Genomic DNA, 18,510 nt, shown 5'->3' with positions numbered 1-18,510 from the left:
CGTCCCCGCACTCCGGCACCGCCCCACCATCCCACGGAATGCCCGCCGTTGCTGTTGTTGCTGCTGTTGTTGCTGCTGTTGCCGTTGCTCTGGCATCGGCAGGTGCAGGGCCGCAGGCCCTGCCGACCAACCCACTACTTGGCAGCTGCGATCTGCTTTTCGATGTCGGCGGCCGTCACCGGGCCGAGGAAGGTGTGGGCCAGCTTGCCCTGCGGATCCAGCAGGTGCGTCAGCGGCAGGCCACGCGGTGTGGCGAAGTCCGCCGGCGGATCGAACGGGTCCACGATCACGATCGGATAGGTCACCGGATGCTTGGTCAGGAACGACTGCATCTCCGGCACTTCGATGTCCTCATAAGCCAGGCCGACCACTTCGATGTTGCTGCGCATCGCATGCAGCGCGGACAACTCCGGCATCTCCTTCCGGCACGGTGCGCACCAGGTGGCCCAGAAGTTCACCACCACCCACTTGCCACGATGCGCGGCCAGATCGTAATCACTGCCATCCACCGCCTTCATCTTCAGCGTCGGGAACTCGGCGGTGGTGCGCTCGGCCGGGGTTTCATCGACCGGCGCCGGTGCGGCCGGCGTCGGTGCCTGTGCCGGCGGCTGGCTGCTGGCCGGGGTCGGCTCCTGCGCCGGCTTGCAGGCCGACAGGGCCAGTACCAGGGCCAGCGGGAGCAGCAACGGGGTCTTGCGGGTCATGGCATGTCTCCGGAATCGGTATAGATATCACTGACCTTGCGCTTCAGGCGTTCACGCAGGGGCAGTCGCAGATCGTCCAGCGCCGCCAATGCGGCACGGCCCAGGCTGTCATCGCGGTACGGCAGGTGCTGCTCGGCTACCGGGATGCGCAGCTGGGTGCATTCGTACAGATCGGCCAGGCTCACCTGGTTCAGGTCGCGCGACAGCAACCACTCGCCGCGCTCGTCACGGCGCAGCAGGTCGATCTCCTGCAGGTTGCAGACCAGGTCATGCAGCAGGGAGTCGGTCAGCATCGGCTCCAGCCGCAGGATTTCATCATCGGCCAGGCCCCTGCCCTTGGCGCGTGCATGGTGGAAGCGGCCGAGCAGGCGCAGCAGGCCGTAGAACTCGTAGCCCTGCGGCAAGCGCAGTTCCACTGGCTGGTAGCGGAAGGCGGCCATCGACGAGGACAGCGACGCGCCCAGCAGCACCGCCACCCAGCACAGGTAGATCCACAGCAGCAGGATCGGCACGAAGGCGACCGTGCCATAGAGCTTCTGGTAGGACTGGAAGCTGCCCAGGTAGGCGCCGATGCCCCACTTCACCAGCTCCAGGATCACCGCGGCCAGGATCGCGCCGGGAACTGCGTGCCGCCATTTCACCGTGTGATGCGGCACCACCCGGAACATCAGCGTGATGCACACGAACTCGATCAGGATCGGCGCCACCCGCAGCGCAAGCTCGGCCAGCCAGCGGCCCTCCTGCGTGCCGAACAATGGCATTGCGAACACCCGCGCCGATACTGCCAGCGAAGCAGCGGCGAGCATCGCGCCCAGGGTCAGCACGGTCCAATAGACCAGGAAGCGGGTCAGCTTGGGCCGGGTCGAGCCGACCCGCCAGATCTGGTTGAAGGTCTCTTCAACACTGTTGAGCGTGATCAGCAGCGAGACCACCAGCGCAATGAAGCCGGCGGCGGTGAGCTGGCCGGCACTGGCCGAGAACTGCCGCAGGTAGCCCTCCGCGGCGCGCGCAGCGTTGGGCACGAAGTTGGAAAAGACGTAATCGCTGAGCTGGTCGCTCCAGCGGTCGAAGACGGGGAAGGCCGAGAGCACGCCGAACACCACGATCGCCAGCGGCACCAGCGCGAACACCGTGGTGTAGGCCAGCGCCGCCGCTGCCTGGAACAGGCGGTCGTCGAGGAAGCGATGCCACAGGAAGCGGCCGAAACTGATGGCACGTGCGCGATCCCGCGCGCGCTCCATCCACAGGTTGAGCGTATCCAAAGGTTCCATCGGTGGAAGGGTACCCGATGCGGAATGCTGGCAGGATAGCCATACTGGCGACCACACGACGAGGAGAAGCGGGCACGATGGGCGAGATTCTGGTGCTGTACTACAGCCGGGGCGGTTCGGTGGCACGGCTGGCGCGCCAGATCGCGCGGGGCATCGGCGAAGTACCGGGCATGAGCGCGCGCCTGCGCACGGTGCCGCCGGTGGCCGCCGTGACCCAGACCGCACAGCCGCCGGTGCCCGACGATGGCGCGCCCTACGTGAGCGTGCAGGACCTGGTGGAATGCCAGGGCCTGCTGCTCGGCAGCCCCACCCGCTTCGGCAACATGGCCGCGCCGGTCAAGCATTTCCTGGACGGGCTCGGCGCCGAATGGGTCAACGGCACCCTGTCAGGCAAGCCGGCCGGCGTATTCACCTCCACCGCCTCGATGCACGGCGGGCAGGAATCGACCCTGCTGTCGATGCAGGTGCCGCTGCTGCACCACGGCTGCGTGATCGTCGGCATCCCGTTCACCGAACCGGCGTTGAGCCACACCACCAGTGGCGGCACGCCCTATGGCGCCAGCCACGTGGCCGGCGCCGCCGATGACCCGCAGCGACCGATGACGAGGCCGTGCTGGCCCGCGCGCTGGTCGCCGGGTGGCCGACATCGCGCAGCGGTTGGCCCGATGAGCCGCCCGGGGCGCACGATCCTGCTGCTGGCCCTGATGGGGCTGGCCGCGCTGTTCGCCGGCTGGTTCATCAATGACAAGCACTGGCTGGCCACCCAGCTGGTGTTCACCGCGCCGCCACTGGCGTTGGCTGTTGCCCTGCAACTGGGTTGGCGCAAGGCCGGCTTCTGGGCCTCGGTGCTGGCGCTGGGCTGGTTCAGCCACGGCGTGATGAGCGCCTGGAGCCACCCGGAGACGCGCTGGCTGGCGTTGATCGAGATTGCATTGGCCCTGCTGGTGATCTTCAGCGCCAGCCTGCCGGGGCTGCGCGCCCGCTTCGGCAAGCGACGCTGACGCTGCGGCCGCCGGGCCGTATCATCTGTGTTCCTGGCCCCGCGCCGCTGTACCTGTCCTGGTTTCGCGCATGCACATGATGGAAGAGCTCCTGGTCGTCACCACCGGTGGCACGATCGACAAGATCTACTTCGACGACAAGTCGGACTACCAGATCGGCGACCCCCAGATCGGCATGATCCTGCGCGAGCTGGGCGTGACGTTCCGCTTCAACGTGATTCCGATCCTGCGCAAGGATTCGCTGCACATCAACGATGAGGACCGCGAACTGATCCGCGCCACCATCGCCGCGCAGCCGACCCGGCACGTGCTGGTGACCCACGGCACCGATTCGATGGTGCAGACCGGCCAGGTGCTTGCGACGATTCCGGAAAAGACCATCGTGATGACCGGCGCGCTGAGTCCGGCACGCTTCCGCGGCTCGGATGCCGAGTTCAACATCGGCTGCGCGATCGGTGCGGTGCAGTCGTTGCCGAGCGGCGTGTACATCGCCATGAACGGCCGGATATTCGATCCGCAGCACGTGCGCAAGAACGTGGCCGCGAACCGCTTCGAGTCGGTCTGAGGAACAGCGTGCCGACCAAGGTCGGCACCTACCCAAAGAGAAAACGCCCCGGCCTGGGCCGGGGCGTGCCCATGGAGAGGGACTTGGGCTCAGTACTGGGCGCTGAGGGTCAGGCCCGAGAAGGTGCTGTACGCCTTCACCCGCACATACCAGGTGCCGGCGGTGGGACTGTTGATGGTGCAGGTCTCGCTGTTTCCGCTCAGGTACGGACGGCAGGTGTAGGTGGTATCGGTCGGGGCACTGCCCTGGCGCACGTACAGGTCGGCATCACCGCTGCCGCCACTGATCGCAACGCGCAGCTGGGTGCTGCCGGCCGGAACGGCGACGGTGTAGTTCAGCTCGGCACCGGTCGCGGCGCCCAGGCCGGTCACCGGCACGTTGTTCTGCAGCACGTTGCCGCCCGGGTTCGGATTGCCGCCACCGTTGATCGCCGCAGCCACAGCGGCATTGGCGTCGATGATGCCGGCGCCACAACCACCCGAGCAGGCGCCCGGCAGCGGACGTGCGGTGCTCTTGATGATGCTCTCGACCTGCGCCGGGCTCAGCGCGCTCGGCGCCACCGACTGCATCAGTGCGACCACACCGGCCACATGCGGCGCCGCCATCGAGGTGCCGTTGTAGGACGCGTAGGTGGCGCTGCCCGGCGTGGTGGTGCCGGTGTTGAGGGTGGACAGGATGCTCTGGCCCGGGCCGGAAATGTCGATGCCGGCACCATAGTTGGAGAAGCTGGCACGCGCACCGGCCGAGGTCGTGGCCGCCACCGCGATCACGTTCGCGCAGTTGGCCGGCACCGACGAGGACACGTTGGTGTTGCTGTTGCCGGCGGCAACCACCACGGTGGTACCACGGCTGACCGCGCCATTGATCGCGTTCTGGTAGGTAGCCGAGCAGGTGCCGCCACCGCCCAGGGACATGTTGATGACTTCGGCCGGGTTGGCATTGGCCGGCACGCCACTGACGGTGCCGCCGGATGCCCACACGATCGCATCGGCGATGTCGGAGGTATAACCACCGCACTTGCCGAGCACGCGCACGGGGACGACCTTCGCATTGAACGCCGTGCCAGCCACGCCGGTGCTGTTGTTGGTCACGGCCGCCACGGTGCCAGCAACGTGGGTGCCGTGCCAGCTGGAATTGGAGGCCGGGATGCCCGAGCCACACTCGTTGGCGCCGTACCAGTCGCCTTCGTCGTTCGGATTGTTGTCGCGGCCACCGCCATCACGGGCCATCGCGGCGTCGCTGATGAAGTCGTAGCCGGGCAGGATGTTGGCGTTGAGGTCGGGATGGTTGGTGATGCCCGTGTCGATCACGGCCACCACCACGCCGGTGCCGGTGGACTTGTCCCAGGCCGGCTGGATGTTGATGCCGGCGCTGGAGGTGCCAAAGCCCCACTGCTCGCTGAAACGAGTGTCGTTCGGGGTCAGCGTCGCGCGCATGATCTGGTCGACTTCGACGTATTCCACGTTCGGATCGGCGGCGAGCTTGCGCATCAGCAGCTCGGATTCGGCCTGGTCGAGCGGACGGTCGGTCTTGACCAGGGTCGGGCCCACGGCCAGCTTGCGGACCTGCTGCAGGCCCAGCGCGCGGCCCTGGCTCGTGGCCATGCCCGCGGCGGCGCTCTTCAGCGAAGAGGCCAATGCGGTGGTGTTGGCCACCGGGGCACTGCCGTCGCGGTACTTCACGATGAAACGCTGGTGGGTCGGCGCGGACTGCAGGCCGCTGAGCTGGACATCACCGGCCAGCGCAGGCGTGGCCAGCAGCAGCGATGACAGAACGGACGCACCAAGGACCACCCACACTCGACGCACACGCGGTTGCGTTACCTGGGACATCGTATTTCCCTTTCTAGTGGTGTGAATGCCGGAATCGGCAGAAGCACCGGCCGAACCATGGGCTGGCTTTCGTTGGCGAGGTTCGAAGTCCGGCGAGTCAGCGGATTCCCCTATCAATCCGCCGTGCAGATGACGCTAATGACCAAAACCGGACACCACAAGATTTTCAGCGTCTTTTCAGCAAGATGAAATGTCTGATCTGAGACTTTACGGGTCGAGGGTTTGTGAAGGTGAAGGAACTTTCTCGTGCCCTGCACAGACCTGACTGGGTCGTCACGTGTCCTGGAATGACTTTGCCGACATCGGCGTCCTCCGTCGGCGGGCACGGACCGTCCGGTAGCGCCGGGTCATGCCCGGCGGCCTGACCAGAACGCAGAAAGCCCGTCACGGGGACGGGCTTTCCGGAAGAGCAGCCGAGCGTCGGCTCGGCTCTACAGTTCAGCGTGGGCGATCATCAGCCCAGCTTGACCAGCCAGTTGTGGCGGTCCGGCAGGCGGCCGTACTGGATGTCGGTCAGTTCCTTGCGCAACGACATGGTCACTTCGCCGGCCGGGGCGTTGATGTCGCCCACCGAGAAGCCCTCGCCCTTCAGCTGGCCGATCGGGGTGACCACCGCCGCGGTACCGCAGGCGAACACTTCGGCGATCTCGCCGGAGGCAACGCCGTCCTTCCACTCGTCGATGCTGACCTTGCGCTCTTCGACCTTCATGCCGCGGTCGCGGGCCAGCTGCAGGATGCTCTCGCGGGTGATGCCCTCAAGGATGCTGCCCGAGAGCTGCGGGGTGACCAGCGTGCCGTCCTTGTAGACCAGGAACACGTTCATGCCACCCAGTTCTTCCAGGTACTTGCCTTCGACCGGGTCGAGGAACAACACCTGCGAGCAGCCCTGTGCCTGTGCCTTCTGCTGCGGCAGCAGCGAAGCCGCGTAGTTGCCACCGCACTTGGCGGCGCCGGTGCCGCCCTTGGCCGCACGCGCGTATTCGGTGGACAGCCAGATCGACACCGGGGCGACGCCCTTGGCGAAGTACGGGCCGGCCGGGCTGGCGATGACGTAGTAACCGGCCTTGTGCGCACCGCGCACGCCGAGGAAGGCTTCGTCGCCGATCATGAACGGACGGAAATACAGGCTCGACTCATCGGCCGACGGCACCCAGGCGCTGTCCACGGCGATCAGCTGCTTCAGCGATTCGACGAAGATCTCCACCGGCAGTTCCGGCAGCGCCAGGCGCTGCGCCGAACGCTGCAGTCGACGGCCGTTGGCATCCGGGCGGAAGGTCCAGATCGAACCGTCGGCATGGCGGTAGGCCTTGATGCCTTCGAAGATTTCCTGGCCGTAGTGCAGCACGGCCGCGGCCGGATCCAGCTGCAGCGGGCCGTAGGCACGCACGTTGGCGTTGTGCCAGCCGGTGTCCTTGTCCCAGCGCACTTCCACCATGTGGTCGGTGAAGTGCAGGCCGAAGCCCGGCTTCTCCAGGATCTGGGCGCGCTCTTCAGCGCTGCGCGGGTGGTCCGAACGGGTGACGGCGAAGCTGGGAATGGACTGGGACACCGGAGATTTCCTGTTCTGGTTGCGGGTAATGCCGGGCCCGCGTCACTGCGGGCCGTGGGTCAAAGCATGCCGGTCTCGAGCCGGGCCGCCTCGGACATCATGTGCTGGTTCCACGGCGGGTCGAACACCAGGTCGACGTCGGCCTCGGCCACTGTCGGGATCATTTCGAGCTTGCTGCGCACGTCGTCGACGAGGATGTCGCCCATGCCGCAGCCGGGTGCGGTCAGGGTCATCTTCACGTCGATCTCGCGCTTGCCTTCGTCCAGGTGCTTGATCTCGACTTCGTAGACCAGGCCCAGTTCGACGATGTTCACCGGAATTTCCGGATCGAAGCAGGTGCGCAGCTGCTGCCATACCAGCTGTTCCACCTGTTCATCGGTGGCATCGGCCGGCAGCTCCAGCGGTGCCGGCGCCTCCTTGCCGATGGCGTCGCCGTCTTTGCCGGCGATGCGGAACAGGTTGCCCTCGACAAACACCGAATAACTGCCACCCAGCGCCTGGGTGATGTACCCATAGCTGCCGGCGGGCAGGGTCACGGTATCGCCCTGCGGGACCATCACGGCCTCGCAATCGCGTTCGAAGTGGACAGGTTCGCTGCTACGGGAATACATGGGGACCGATATGGGGCCGTGGCCGCGGCCACGCAAGACGGCATTCTAGCCCAGCCGCCCTGCTGCCGCCGGTGCACTGCGGCAAACCACAGTATCCTGTGGGTGATCTTCAGGGAGCTTCGATGTCCTTCAATGCCGCGCGTGCCAGGACCGTGACCTGGCTCTGGCCCATCATGCTGTTGCTGGGCCTGTTTGTTGCTCCCCTCGCCTGGACGGTGCTGGCGCTGATGACCGGCCGGCAGGTCGGCTGGATGGCGGTACTGACCGCCCTGGAACTGGTGTTCATGCTGCGCATGGGTACGCTGGGCCCGGGCCGGCTGCGCATCGCTCTGGTCGTGCTGGGCACCCTGCTGGTGGCCGCCGTGGCCAACTGGACCATCGCCAGCGCCTGGATGGGCGGTTCGATCGGGCTGGACCTGTGGGACGCCACGATGCGGATGGGTCCGCACCTGGCCTGGACCCTGATTACCCTGGCCAACGGCGCGGTGGAATGGCTGTGGCTGGCCGTCGCCGTGGTCGTAGGCGCCTGGCTGGCGCGCTGACCGCGTAGATCCACGCGTGGATTCGGTAGTGCCGGCCGCTGGCCGGCAGAGCGTGCGGACCAAGGTCCGCACCTACCAGATCCAGCCGCGGCCTAATGCCCGCCGTAGATCCACGCCATGCGTGGATTCGGTAGTGCCGGCCGCTGGCCGGCAAGAGCGTGCGGACCAAGGTCCGCACCTACCAGATCCAGCCGCGGCCTAATGCCCGCCGTAGATCCACGCCACGCGTGGACGGGGTCGTTCCGGCCGCTGGCCGGGAAAAGGCGTGCGGACCAAGGTCCGCACCCACCGGATGCAGCCGGATCTCAATGCCCGCCGTCGAGCGCTTTCAGTTCGCTCACCAGCGAGGCTGCCGCTTCCGCACCATCGCCGTACAGCATGCGCGTGTTGTCGGCATAGAACAGCGCATTCTCGATGCCGGCAAAACCGGTGCCCTTGCCGCGCTTGATCACCACCACGTTGCGCGCGTTGACCACGTCCAGCACCGGCATGCCGTAGATCGGGCTGGCCGGGTCGGTGCGTGCCACCGGATTGACCACGTCGTTGGCACCGATCACCAGCACCACGTCGGTGTTGGCGAACTCCGGGTTGATGTCGTCCATGTCGGCGATCAGATCGTACGGCACGCCCGCTTCGGCCAGCAGCACGTTCATGTGCCCGGGCATGCGCCCGGCCACCGGGTGGATGGCGAACTTCACCTTCACCCCGCGCTGGCCCAGCCGCTGTGCCAGCTCCCAGATCTTGTGCTGGGCCTGCGCCACGGCCATGCCGTATCCCGGCACGATCACCACGCGTTCGGCGTAGGCCATCATCGCCGCAACGTCCGACGCTTCAATCGGCTTCTGCGCACCGGTGATCGCCTGCGCTTCGCCGCCGGCACCGCCGCCGAAGTTGGAGAACAGCACGTTGCGGATCGGCCGGTTCATCGCCTTGGCCATCAGCCGGGTCAGCAGGATGCCGGCCGCGCCGACCATCATGCCGGCGATGATCAATGCCTCGTTGCCCAGCACGTAGCCTTCGAATGACACCGCCAGGCCGGTGAACGCGTTGTACAGCGAGATCACCACCGGCATGTCGGCGCCACCGATCGGCAACGTCATCAGCACGCCCAGCGCCAGCGCCAGCACGAAGAACGCGACGATCGCCCAGGTATTGAGGGTGCTGGCCGCGATGATCGCCAGCACCACCACCGCCAGTGCCACCAGCAGGTTCATCACCTGCTGGCCGGGCCAGGTCACGCGCTTGTCCAGGCGCCCATCCAGCTTGGCCCAGGCGATCACCGAGCCGGACAGCGACACCGCACCGATCGCCGCGCCCACCACCGCCAGCACCAGCACCGTGCCGGACGGCTGCCGCGCGGCCAGATCGGCCAGCGCCTGCGCACTCCAGTGGGTGGTATCGCGGTTGGCGAGGAAGGCATAGCGCAGCAGTTCCACCGCACCGATGGCGGCCGCCGAGCCGCCGCCCATGCCGTTGTACAGCGCGACCATCTGCGGCATGTCGGTGACGGCGACCTTGCCCGCCGACCACCAGGCCAGGCCGGCCCCCAGCAGCAGTGCTACCAGGATCAACGGCACGTTGTGCAGTTCGGGCAGGAAGAAGGTCGCCACCGTGGCCAGCAGCATGCCCAGCCCCGCCCAGCGGATACCGCTGCTTGCGGTCATCGGCGAGGCCATGCGCTGCAGGCCGAGCAGGAACAGGGTGGCGGCAACCAGGTAGCTGGCCTTGACCAGCCAATCGAGCAGTTCGACGGTGCTGATGTTCAAGCCTGCGGCTCCTTCGGTTCATCGTTGCCGGCCTTGCGCACGCTCGGCTTGAACATTTCCAGCATGCGCGCGGTGACCACATAGCCGCCGGCGGCGTTGCCGGCACCGAGCACCACGGCAAGGAACCCCAGCACCTTCTCCAACGGCGTCTGTGCGTGCCCCAGCACCACCATCGCGCCGATCAGCACGATGCCATGGATGAAATTGGAGCCCGACATCAACGGGGTATGCAGGATCACCGGGACCCGGGAAATGATCACGTGGCCGGCAATGGCGGCCAGCATGAAGATGTACAGCGCTACGAACCCGTCACTCACTGGCAACGCTCCTGCTCTGTCTTCGTCGTCCCATCATAACCATGGGCTGAACCCGGTGCGCGCCCGGCGTCAACCGAAGCCGCGCTCACGCGTTGTCGATGGTGACCCCGAGCGAGGAACCGTACCCTGTGCTGGTGAGCAGCCCCGTCCCCCCGAGCGCCGAGACCGATGCCCTGCCGGCATCGCTGGAGGCGTTCCTGGCCAGTGTCGGCCCGCGTGCGTTCCGCTTCGCCGAGGCCGGGTTGCGCCAGCGCGAAGACGCCATGGACGCGGTGCAGGACGCGCTGTTGCGCATGCTGGACTACGCCGACAAGCCGGCCGTCGAATGGGCGCCGCTGTTCTGGAGCATCCTGCGCCGGCGCGTGATCGACGTGCAGCGCCGGCGCCGTTTCCGCCTGCCGTTCTGGCGCGACAACCAGGACGCGGAAGGCGGCGAGATCGACTGGGCCGACCCCGGCCCGGACCCGGCACAGGCGCATGAACAGCGCCAGCAGTACCAGCAGCTGGTGGACGCGTTGCGCCGCCTGCCCGCCCGCCAGCGCGAGGCGTTCACCCTGCGCGTGCTGCAGGATCTGGACGGGGCCACCACCGCCCGCGCCATGGGCTGCAGCGAAGGCGCGGTAAAAACCCATCTGGCACGCGCCCGCCAGGCGCTGCAGGATTACCTGGAGATCCACCCGTGAACCGCTCCCTGCCTTCCGATGACTCCCTGCGCGGCCTGCACGCGCAGTCGCTGCGCGCGCTGTCGCCGGCAACGCTGGCCCGGCTGCGCCAGGCTCGCCACGGCGCCACGGCCACCCATCGCGGGCGCTGGCGCTGGTGGCTGGCCAGTGCCTGTTCGCTGGTGGTGGCGCTGGGTATCGGCCTGCAGTTCACTGGCCATGGCACGCTGACGGGCCCTGCGCCGGCACCTGTGCTTGCCTCGGTGGAAGACAACAGCGCGCTCTACGACGAAAATCCCGATCTGTACCTGTGGCTGGGCGATACCGACCTGGCGATGGAGTGAATGATGTCCCGACTGCACGCCCTGCCCCTGCTGATGACCCTGTTGCTGCTGCCGGCCCTCCCGGCACTGGCGCAGAGCGCCGCGCCCGCCCTGCCGCCACGCCCGCCCGCGGCCAGCCGCCTGCCGGCCTGGGAACAGCTGAGTGAAGCACAGCGGGAATCGCTGCTGGCGCCGCTGCGCGACCGCTGGAACAGCGCCGATGCCGGCCAGCGCCAGCGCATGCTCTCGCATGGCCAGCGCTGGCAGTCGATGAGCCCTGAGGAACGCGACAAGGCCCGCCGTGGCCTGCGCCGCTTCGAGCACATGAGCCCGGAACAGCGTGAGCAGGCCCGGGCCCTGTTCGGCCAGATGCGGGATCTGCCGCCCGCGCAGCGCGATGCACTGCGCGAGCGCTGGTCGCAGATGACGCCGGAACAGCGCAAGGACTGGGTGCGCGAGAACCCGCCGCCGGCGAAGCCGCGGTAAGACCAGATTCAATCCTCTGTAGCGCCGAGCCCACGCCCGGCTGCTTCATCGCGTCTGCGCAAGCCGAGCATGGGCTCGGCTCTACAGCATGCAGGTCAGGTCACGCTTGCCAGCGCGTCTTGGCCAGCAACTCGTCTTCCCAGTCGAAACCGAGCTGCCCTTCGCGCACGAACAGCGCGACGAAGTTGAGCAGGTTGCGCGCATACATCTCGCTGGCCTGGGTCGCGCCGCGGCTGGCCAGGCCCAGCGGGCCATCGATGGTCACGCCCTGATGCTCGATGCACTGCCCCGGCTGGGTCAGTGCGCAGTTGCCGCCGCTCTCCGCCGCCAGGTCCACGATCACGCTGCCGGTGGCCATGCCTTCCACCATCGCGGCAGTCACGATCGTCGGCGCCGGTCGCCCCGGCACCGCTGCAGTGCAGATCACCACATCCACGCTGCGCAGGTGGTCGGCCAGCCGGCGCTGCTGCTCGGCGCGTTCCTCATCGGTCAACGCACGCGCATAGCCGCCTTCGCCGGCCGCACTCACGCCAAGATCGAGGAAGCGCGCGCCCAGCGACTGGATCTGCTCGCGGGTTTCCGGGCGCACGTCGAAACCTTCCACCTGTGCGCCCAACCGGCGCGCGGTGGCAATGGCCTGCAGGCCGGCCACGCCGGCACCGATCACCAGTACCTTGGCCGGGCGCACGGTACCGGCCGCAGTGGTCAGCATCGGGAAGAAACGCGGCGCGCGTTCGGCTGCGATCAGCGCGGCCTTGTAGCCGGCCATGCCCGCCTGCGAACTGAGGACGTCCATCGCCTGCGCGCGGGTGGTGCGCGGCAGCTGCTGCAGTGGGAACAGCTGCAGGCGGTCGCCAGCGGCCAATGCCGCAAGCGCCGGATCACTGGCCGGGGCCAGCAGGCCGACCACGCTGGCAGCGGGCTTGAGCTTTTCCAGGACCGACACCGGCGGCGCCTGCACGCACAGCAGGATATCGATCTCGCCCCAACGGCCCGCGTCGAACACACGTGCGCCGGCATCGTCATAGGCCACATCGGTGAAGCCTGCCGCCAGGCCGGCGCCGGCCTCGTACCAGACGGTAATGCCGAGGGCACCGAGCTTGCGCGCGGTTTCCGGCGTCAACGCCACGCGCCGTTCGCCCGGCGCGGTCTCCTTGATCCCCAGCAACGCCACGGCCATGCAGGTCCCCGCTGATCGGTGAGTTTTCCCGATCCTAGCAGGCGGCCACGGCTCAGTGCAGTGTTGCGCTGCCCGGGTCCAGCCGATCGATCACACCCTGCATCGCGCTGTCGAAGGCGCCATCGTCGACGTGGGCGCGCAGGCGGCCCAGCCGCACCATCACCGCCAGTTCTTCCGGCGAGGCCACGCAGAAGCGCACGCCGCGGCGGTTGACGAACAGCAGGCGCGAGGAAATCGGGCTGACCCAGGACAGCTTGCCGGCCTGCACCTTGCCGTCCTTGTCGACGAAGTCCAGCCAGTTGCCGATTTCCATGCGGCGGAAGCGGTCGGCGTCGGCGTTGTCGAAGTCGTCGGCGTCGATCTGCCCGCCCAGCTCGACCGCTGGCGATTCAGCCACCGGCGGCGCCGGCAAGGCGACCTGCGGCAGCTCCGGCAGCGCGCGCTGCAGTTCCGGCCGCGATTCGGCAATGCCCTGCAGGGTGTCATGCAGGGCATCGATGGCGCCGGTGGCGGCATCACCATGCACACCCACGCTGGCGAACACCTTGGCCAGCACCGGCTGCCAGGCCTGCAGCCACGGTTTGCCGACGATCTGGCGGCGGGCCTCGGCCACTTCCTCCAGCAGGCCGTCAGCCAGGCTCAGTGCCTCGGCCACCGACGCGCCCTCCTCGCCCTCCCGCAACAGCGCCAGGGTCAGGTGGTGCTGCCACGGCTGGCGCAGGAACTCGGCAATGGCCGGCGGCAGGGTGGCATCGCCGATGCGGCGGTCCAGTTCGGCACCGGCACGGCTGCGGGCCATTTCCAGTTTTTCCTGGCCGCGCTGCGTTTCGGCGGCGCGACGCTCGGCGATTTCCACGCGGCGGCGATGCTGTACGAGGAACTCTCGGAATTCTTCTTCCAGCGTCAGGAAGATCGCGAGATTCTCGTTGAACTCGGCCACCAGGCGTTCGATGATCTCCTCGACCTTGGCCATCAGCATGCGCTCGGCCTGGCTTTCGCCGGTATTGCCCTCGCAGGCTTCGGCCAGTGAGTTGAGCAGCTTGCGGGCCGGGTGGGTCTTCTGCACGAACATACGGCGGTCGAGCATGGCGACCTTGACGAACGGCACCACCAGGCGGCCGATCAGCTCGCGCGAGCGACCTTCCAGCTCGCGCTCGTCCAGCATCACGTCGAACAGCATGCCGACCAGATCGATCGCGTCCTCGTCCTGTGGGTCCAGGCGGGTCTGGCCGGGATCGACGCCGAGGCGGGTGGCGCTGGACAGCACTTCACTCTTCAACCGCTGCGCCAGCGATTCGCCATCCTCGCCGATGGCCGCACGCAGCGTCGCACTGGGCGTGGCCTGCAGCAGCGACAGCACCGACATCATCTCGCGCTGGCTCAACGGGCGGTGCTGGCCGACCGCGACCTGTGCGGCCGAGGTGGCGTCCTCGCGAACGTGGCGGGTCTGCTGCAGCAGCTCGTGCAGGGCCTCCAGCAACATGCCCTGCTGGCCGGCATACGCCTCGCCACTGCCGGCGTCCTCGCCCCCGAGATGCTGCTGCATGTGGCCACGGCGCTCGGACCAGCGCGCGGCGAAACGCTGCGCCCAGGCCGGCGCGGCCTGTTCATCATCACCGAATTCGGATTCGAAGCCTGCCGCGTGGCGCGGCTCGACCAGATCGTCCACCCCCGGCGCCATGCGCGGGTCGGGCGCGGTCGACAACGGACGCCGCGGCGCCCCCATCTGCGACATCACGCCCGCGGCGGCCAACTGCTCGTCCAGCTTCTCGTAGATGCGGCCGACCGGCGCGCGCAGGTCGCGCTCGCACAGTTTGATCAGCACCAGGTGCACTTCCGGCGCCAGCTCGCAGCCGGCAAAAGCCTCATGGATGGCCACGCCCAGGTGTTCGGGGCTGACCGGGTTGTGGTCGGCATCCAGCTCGGCGCCGCCGATCAAGCGGCCCAGGCGACGGTCCAGCCGCGCCAGCACCGGCTTGAAATCGCGCAGCAGCACGGTGGCGAAATTGCGCACCGCCAGCCGCGACTCCAGTACATGTTCAGCCAGAAGGCTCAGGCCATCCTCGGCCGGCCCGGACAGGGTGGTTTCGGCCGACAGCGGCTCGCCACCGGCCAGTGCATCCCAGGCCCGCTGCAGGTGGCCGGCGAAGGCGGCGGCGATGTCCTCGCGGCGGCGGCGCAGCTCGCGCATCGCATCCAGGAACAGCAGCTGCGATGAACCTGCATTGCCGGCCCGGTCGAACAGTGCATCGTCGAAACGCGCCAATGCGGCCCCGAAAGCCTGGCACAGCGCCGGCAGGACCATGTCCCGGGCACGCTGAAGCTGGACCGGGTCACGGCCCGGCGATCCCATCGGTGTGGGCGCGCTCATCATTCGGGAAGGCTCCCCACCTTCTCTGGTACGACAGACAGCATGGACATCGCGACGACCGGCACACCCCATGTGCCGGTACGTCGATGGTAGGCCGGCCAGCCCGTCACGGACAGTGAAACAGTCCTCACTTCAAACCTCATGACCGGCGGCCCGGCAAGATGGATATCGTAAGCCGTGCGAGGCCCACGAGGCGAGAGGAAGCGATCGTCCCTTTCCCGCCAGTGGCATGATGTTCATCACAGTTTGTTATTCAGGGGCCGGACGCGACACAGACGGCGTCATTGACCACCCCGACTATAATCAAGCACCCGTGATGACCGGTTCAGACTCCATGCCCGACCCCGCTGCCCTGCTTGCCCTGGATGCCCGCCGCTCGGTGCCCTCGCGGCAACTGGGCGAGCCCGGACCGGATGCGGCCACCCTGCACCGCATGCTGACCTCGGCCGTGCGTGTGCCCGACCACGGCAAGCGCGTGCCGTTCCGCTTCCTGAAGATCGCCGGCGATGCACGTCACACTCTGGGCGACTTCCTGGCCGAGCGCAGCCGCCAGCGCGACCCACATGCCGGCGAGGCGGTTTTCGAAAAGGACCGCCAGCGTTTCAGCCATGCGCCGCTGGTGATCGTGGTGGTGGCCAGCCCGCGTCCGGACCCGAAGGTGCCCGAACAGGAACAGCTGATGACCGCCGGCTGCGTCTGCTTTGCCCTGCTGCAGGCCGCGCAGGCGCTGGGCTTCGGTGCACAGTGGCTGACCGCATGGATGGCCTTCGATCCAGTCGTGCAGGCACACCTTGGCCTGACTGAGGGCGAGGGCATCGCCGGCTTCATCCATATCGGGACACCCAAGGCGGAGGTGCCTGAGCGCGAGCGGCCAAGCGTCGCGACCCTGCTGCAGGACTGGACCGGCCAGTGAGCGTGGTGAATGCCATGCCGCTGCCGCCGCCGCTGTATCTGGTGGATGCCAGCATCTACGTGTTCCGCGCCTGGCATTCGCTGCCGGACGAATTCCAGGACAGCCAGGGCTGGCCGACCAACGCAGTACACGGATTTGCCCGCTTCCTGCTGGACCTGCTGGAGCGCGAGCGCCCCCGGCACATCGCCATCGCCTTCGACGAGGCGTTGGACAGTGGCTTCCGCCACCGCCTGTACGCGGCCTACAAGGCCAACCGCGACCCGGCGCCGGAAGCGCTGAAGCGCCAGTTCGTGCACTGCAAGGCGCTGTGCGCAGCGCTGGGCCTGGTGGTATTGGCCCACCATGACTACGAGGCCGACGACCTGATCGGCAGTGCCCTGCACCAGCACCGGCACAGCCATCGCGGCCTGATCATTTCCGCCGACAAGGACCTGTCGCAGCTGCTGCTGGACCACGACGAACAGTGGGACTACGCACGCAACCAGCGCTGGGACGTGGCCGGGGTGAAGGCGCGGCACGGCGTACACGCGCACCAGATCGCCGATTACCTGGCGCTGTGCGGCGATGCGGTGGACAACATCCCCGGCATCAGTGGCGTCGGCAGCAAGTCCGCCGCCGTGCTGCTGGCCCATTTCGGCAGCATGGATGCGCTGTACGAACGCTTGGACGAAGTGCCGTTCCTGCGCCTGCGCGGCGCCGCACAGATGGCGGTGCGCCTGCGCGAGCAGCGCGAGCACGCCCAGCTCTGGCGCCAGCTGACCACCATCGCGCTGGACGCGCCGCTGGAAGGCAGCCAGCCCGGCCTGCTGCGCCAGGCCGCAGACCAGGAGCTGCTCGGTGGCCTGTGCCAGACCCTGCGCTTCGGCCCGATGACCCGCCGCCGGCTGTTCGAAGCCGCTGGCGTGGCCGACCCTCTTCCCACCCACAGCGAGCCCGCATGAGCCAGCGCAACACCGAAGCCCCGCGTGTCGTCTATGAAGGCAAGTACCAGCGCATGCTGGTGCGCGGCACCTGGGAATACAGCGAACGTACCCATGCCGGTGGCCTGGCGGCGATCATCATTGCCGTCACCCCGGAGGACAAGGTGCTGTTCGTCGAGCAGTTCCGCGTGCCGCTGCAGGCACCCACCATCGAGATGCCGGCCGGCCTGGTCGGCGACATCCACGCCGGCGAATCGATCGAAGTCTCGGCGGTGCGCGAGCTGGAAGAAGAAACCGGCTGGACCGCCGATCACGCCGAAGTGCTGATGATTGGCCCCACCTCCTCCGGCGCCAGCAGCGAAAAAATCGCCTTCGTGCGCGCTACCGGCCTGCGCCGGATCGGCGAAGGTGGCGGCGATGACAGCGAGGACATCACCGTGCATGAGATTCCGCGCAGTGAGGCTGCGGCCTGGCTGGTGCAGAAGATGGGCGAAGGCTACGAGCTGGACGCCAAGCTCTGGGCCGGGCTGTGGATGATCGAGCATCACCTGGACGGACGCCCGCGTGGCTGACGCCGACCTGCATGCACTGCCGGCGCTGCTGGGCGCCGATGATCCGGCAATCTACGCGATCCACCGGGCGCAGGGCGCGTCGCCGTACCTGCTGCTGGCCGACCACGCCGGCCAGCAGGTGCCGCGTGCATTGGCGGGCCTTGGCCTGGCGCAGGCGGAGCTGGACCGCCATATCGGCTGGGACATCGGCATTGCCGGCACCACCCGTGCACTGGCCGAACGGCTGGATGCCTGGGCGATCGAACAGACCTATTCGCGGCTGCTGATCGACTGCAACCGACCGCTGGCCTCGCCGACGCTGATTCCGGAAGTGAGCGACCACACCGTGGTGCCGGGCAATGCCGGGTTGTCGGCGGCACAGCGGCAGCAGCGCATCGATGCGATCCACGCGCCCTACCACGCGCGCATCGACGCAGAACTTGACGCACGCCGCGATGCCGGCCGCCCCACCCTGCTGGTGATGATGCACAGCTTCACCCCGGCGATGAACGGCACGCAGCGACCGTGGCATGCCGGCGTGCTGTACCACCATGACACGCGCTTCGCGCATGCCTTGCTACAGGCACTGCGCGAGGAAGGCGATCTGGTGGTGGGTGACAACGAACCGTATTCGGTCAGCAGCACCAGCGACTACGCGGTGCCGGTGCATGGCGAAGGCCGCGGGCTGGTGCACGTGGAACTGGAAATCCGCCAGGACCTGATTGCCGATGTGGCTGGGCAGCAGGCGTGGGCGGAGCGGCTGGCGCGGATCTTCAGCGCATTGCAGCCGCAGTTGCTGGCGTTCGGTTGAACGCGCGTGGATCCAGTCCGGATCGGTAGTACCGGCCGCTGGCCGGCAACCTCAGGGTAGTTGGATCAATGTATTTGCCGGCCAGCGGCCGGCACTACCGCAGGCATGGCACATCCCCCCACGGCAGCGCCTTCA

Annotated in this window: 19 protein-coding genes and 1 pseudogene; 11 read left to right on the top strand and 9 right to left on the bottom strand. The window is 67.7% G+C overall.

Translation table 11 applies throughout. The features are described 5' to 3' along the window. Positions 1-134: 134 nt before the first annotated feature. Complete coding sequence (locus tag FQS62_RS03870) at positions 135-704, bottom strand: TlpA family protein disulfide reductase (protein ID WP_208044176.1); 570 nt, start codon at positions 702-704, stop codon at positions 135-137. Continuing rightward, on the bottom strand, positions 701-1,975 hold the full coding sequence (locus FQS62_RS03865; RefSeq protein WP_049447343.1) for a YihY family inner membrane protein: 1,275 nt from the start codon (positions 1,973-1,975) through the stop codon (positions 701-703). Before FQS62_RS03865 ends, FQS62_RS03870 begins: the two co-directional genes overlap by 4 nt. Positions 1,976-2,052: 77 nt before the next feature. On the opposite strand from FQS62_RS03865, the pseudogene wrbA reads away from it, so the two are divergent. The 3 genes and pseudogenes from wrbA to FQS62_RS03850 all read left to right on the top strand — a co-directional run bounded on the left by wrbA (position 2,053) and on the right by FQS62_RS03850 (position 3,541). Continuing rightward, a pseudogene (wrbA, locus tag FQS62_RS03860) lies at positions 2,053-2,644 on the top strand (NAD(P)H:quinone oxidoreductase). After that, positions 2,641-2,976 carry a DUF2069 domain-containing protein gene (locus FQS62_RS03855; RefSeq protein ID WP_107379148.1) on the top strand — a complete coding sequence of 112 codons (336 nt, stop codon included), beginning with the start codon at positions 2,641-2,643 and terminating at the stop codon, positions 2,974-2,976. The pseudogene wrbA and the gene FQS62_RS03855 overlap by 4 nt, the downstream one beginning before the upstream one ends. A gap of 79 nt (positions 2,977-3,055) precedes the next feature. After that, the gene (locus FQS62_RS03850; RefSeq protein ID WP_041864473.1) at positions 3,056-3,541 is read left to right on the top strand and encodes an asparaginase domain-containing protein; all 486 of its coding nucleotides are present in this window, start codon (positions 3,056-3,058) and stop codon (positions 3,539-3,541) included. 89 nt (positions 3,542-3,630) lie between these two features. Here the strand turns inward: FQS62_RS03850 and FQS62_RS03845 are convergent, their stop codons facing one another. The 3 genes from FQS62_RS03845 to sufT form a co-directional block, all read right to left on the bottom strand. Further along, positions 3,631-5,373: a serine protease ExpR gene (locus FQS62_RS03845; protein ID WP_049447337.1), complete on the bottom strand. Its 1,743-nt coding sequence runs from the start codon at positions 5,371-5,373 to the stop codon at positions 3,631-3,633. A 454-nt stretch (positions 5,374-5,827) separates the two neighbouring features. Next, the gene (locus tag FQS62_RS03840; RefSeq protein WP_010481775.1) at positions 5,828-6,922 is read right to left on the bottom strand and encodes a branched-chain amino acid aminotransferase; all 1,095 of its coding nucleotides are present in this window, start codon (positions 6,920-6,922) and stop codon (positions 5,828-5,830) included. Between the two features lie 59 nt (positions 6,923-6,981). Continuing rightward, positions 6,982-7,533 (bottom strand): putative Fe-S cluster assembly protein SufT, encoded by a 552-nt coding sequence (sufT, locus tag FQS62_RS03835; protein WP_024957743.1) that lies wholly within the window; start codon positions 7,531-7,533, stop codon positions 6,982-6,984. A gap of 122 nt (positions 7,534-7,655) precedes the next feature. On the opposite strand from sufT, the gene FQS62_RS03830 reads away from it, so the two are divergent. After that, on the top strand, positions 7,656-8,075 hold the full coding sequence (locus FQS62_RS03830; RefSeq protein WP_049447335.1) for a hypothetical protein: 420 nt from the start codon (positions 7,656-7,658) through the stop codon (positions 8,073-8,075). Positions 8,076-8,380: 305 nt separating this feature from the next. Here the strand turns inward: FQS62_RS03830 and FQS62_RS03825 are convergent, their stop codons facing one another. After that, positions 8,381-9,841 carry an NAD(P)(+) transhydrogenase (Re/Si-specific) subunit beta gene (locus FQS62_RS03825; RefSeq protein WP_208044175.1) on the bottom strand — a complete coding sequence of 487 codons (1,461 nt, stop codon included), beginning with the start codon at positions 9,839-9,841 and terminating at the stop codon, positions 8,381-8,383. Further along, a complete protein-coding gene (locus FQS62_RS03820; protein ID WP_025877970.1) occupies positions 9,838-10,158 on the bottom strand; it encodes an NAD(P) transhydrogenase subunit alpha part 2 in 321 nt (106 codons plus the stop codon). The genes FQS62_RS03825 and FQS62_RS03820 overlap by 4 nt, the downstream gene beginning before the upstream one ends. A 98-nt stretch (positions 10,159-10,256) precedes the next feature. Here FQS62_RS03820 and FQS62_RS03815 point away from each other — a divergent pair, with 98 nt between their 5' ends. Genes FQS62_RS03815 through FQS62_RS03805 form a run of 3 tightly spaced genes read left to right on the top strand, consistent with a single transcriptional unit; the run spans position 10,257 to position 11,629 of the window. After that, positions 10,257-10,841 carry an RNA polymerase sigma factor gene (locus FQS62_RS03815; RefSeq protein WP_080354889.1) on the top strand — a complete coding sequence of 195 codons (585 nt, stop codon included), beginning with the start codon at positions 10,257-10,259 and terminating at the stop codon, positions 10,839-10,841. Further along, a complete protein-coding gene (locus FQS62_RS03810) occupies positions 10,838-11,164 on the top strand; it encodes a hypothetical protein (protein WP_049447330.1) in 327 nt (108 codons plus the stop codon). Before FQS62_RS03815 ends, FQS62_RS03810 begins: the two co-directional genes overlap by 4 nt. A gap of 3 nt (positions 11,165-11,167) precedes the next feature. Next, positions 11,168-11,629 (top strand): DUF3106 domain-containing protein, encoded by a 462-nt coding sequence (locus FQS62_RS03805; protein WP_226053551.1) that lies wholly within the window; start codon positions 11,168-11,170, stop codon positions 11,627-11,629. A 100-nt stretch (positions 11,630-11,729) separates the two neighbouring features. On the opposite strand, the gene FQS62_RS03800 is transcribed toward FQS62_RS03805, so the two are convergent. Together FQS62_RS03800 and FQS62_RS03795 are read right to left on the bottom strand one after the other, a co-directional pair. Then, positions 11,730-12,809 (bottom strand): NAD(P) transhydrogenase subunit alpha, encoded by a 1,080-nt coding sequence (locus FQS62_RS03800; protein WP_107379145.1) that lies wholly within the window; start codon positions 12,807-12,809, stop codon positions 11,730-11,732. 52 nt (positions 12,810-12,861) lie between these two features. Beyond that, positions 12,862-15,183 (bottom strand): PacR family protein, encoded by a 2,322-nt coding sequence (locus FQS62_RS03795; protein WP_057499612.1) that lies wholly within the window; start codon positions 15,181-15,183, stop codon positions 12,862-12,864. Positions 15,184-15,514: 331 nt separating this feature from the next. Here FQS62_RS03795 and FQS62_RS03790 point away from each other — a divergent pair, with 331 nt between their 5' ends. Genes FQS62_RS03790 through FQS62_RS03775 form a run of 4 tightly spaced genes read left to right on the top strand, consistent with a single transcriptional unit; the run spans position 15,515 to position 18,375 of the window. Further along, a complete protein-coding gene (locus FQS62_RS03790) occupies positions 15,515-16,093 on the top strand; it encodes a nitroreductase family protein (RefSeq protein ID WP_049447348.1) in 579 nt (192 codons plus the stop codon). Then, positions 16,078-17,034, top strand: coding sequence for a 5'-3' exonuclease (locus tag FQS62_RS03785; protein ID WP_204309938.1), 957 nt, complete (start codon positions 16,078-16,080; stop codon positions 17,032-17,034). Before FQS62_RS03790 ends, FQS62_RS03785 begins: the two co-directional genes overlap by 16 nt. Further along, positions 17,031-17,585, top strand: a complete 555-nt coding sequence (locus FQS62_RS03780) for an NUDIX hydrolase (RefSeq protein ID WP_010481791.1) — start codon at positions 17,031-17,033, stop codon at positions 17,583-17,585. Before FQS62_RS03785 ends, FQS62_RS03780 begins: the two co-directional genes overlap by 4 nt. Beyond that, the gene (locus tag FQS62_RS03775) at positions 17,578-18,375 is read left to right on the top strand and encodes an N-formylglutamate amidohydrolase (RefSeq protein WP_208044174.1); all 798 of its coding nucleotides are present in this window, start codon (positions 17,578-17,580) and stop codon (positions 18,373-18,375) included. Before FQS62_RS03780 ends, FQS62_RS03775 begins: the two co-directional genes overlap by 8 nt. Positions 18,376-18,510: the final 135 nt, after the last annotated feature.

The sequence above is a fragment of the Stenotrophomonas sp. SBJS02 genome, assembly GCF_020428325.2.
GTDB classification, from domain to species: Bacteria; Pseudomonadota; Gammaproteobacteria; order Xanthomonadales; family Xanthomonadaceae; genus Stenotrophomonas; species Stenotrophomonas africana.
This window is presented reverse-complemented; position numbering and strand designations above follow the sequence as displayed.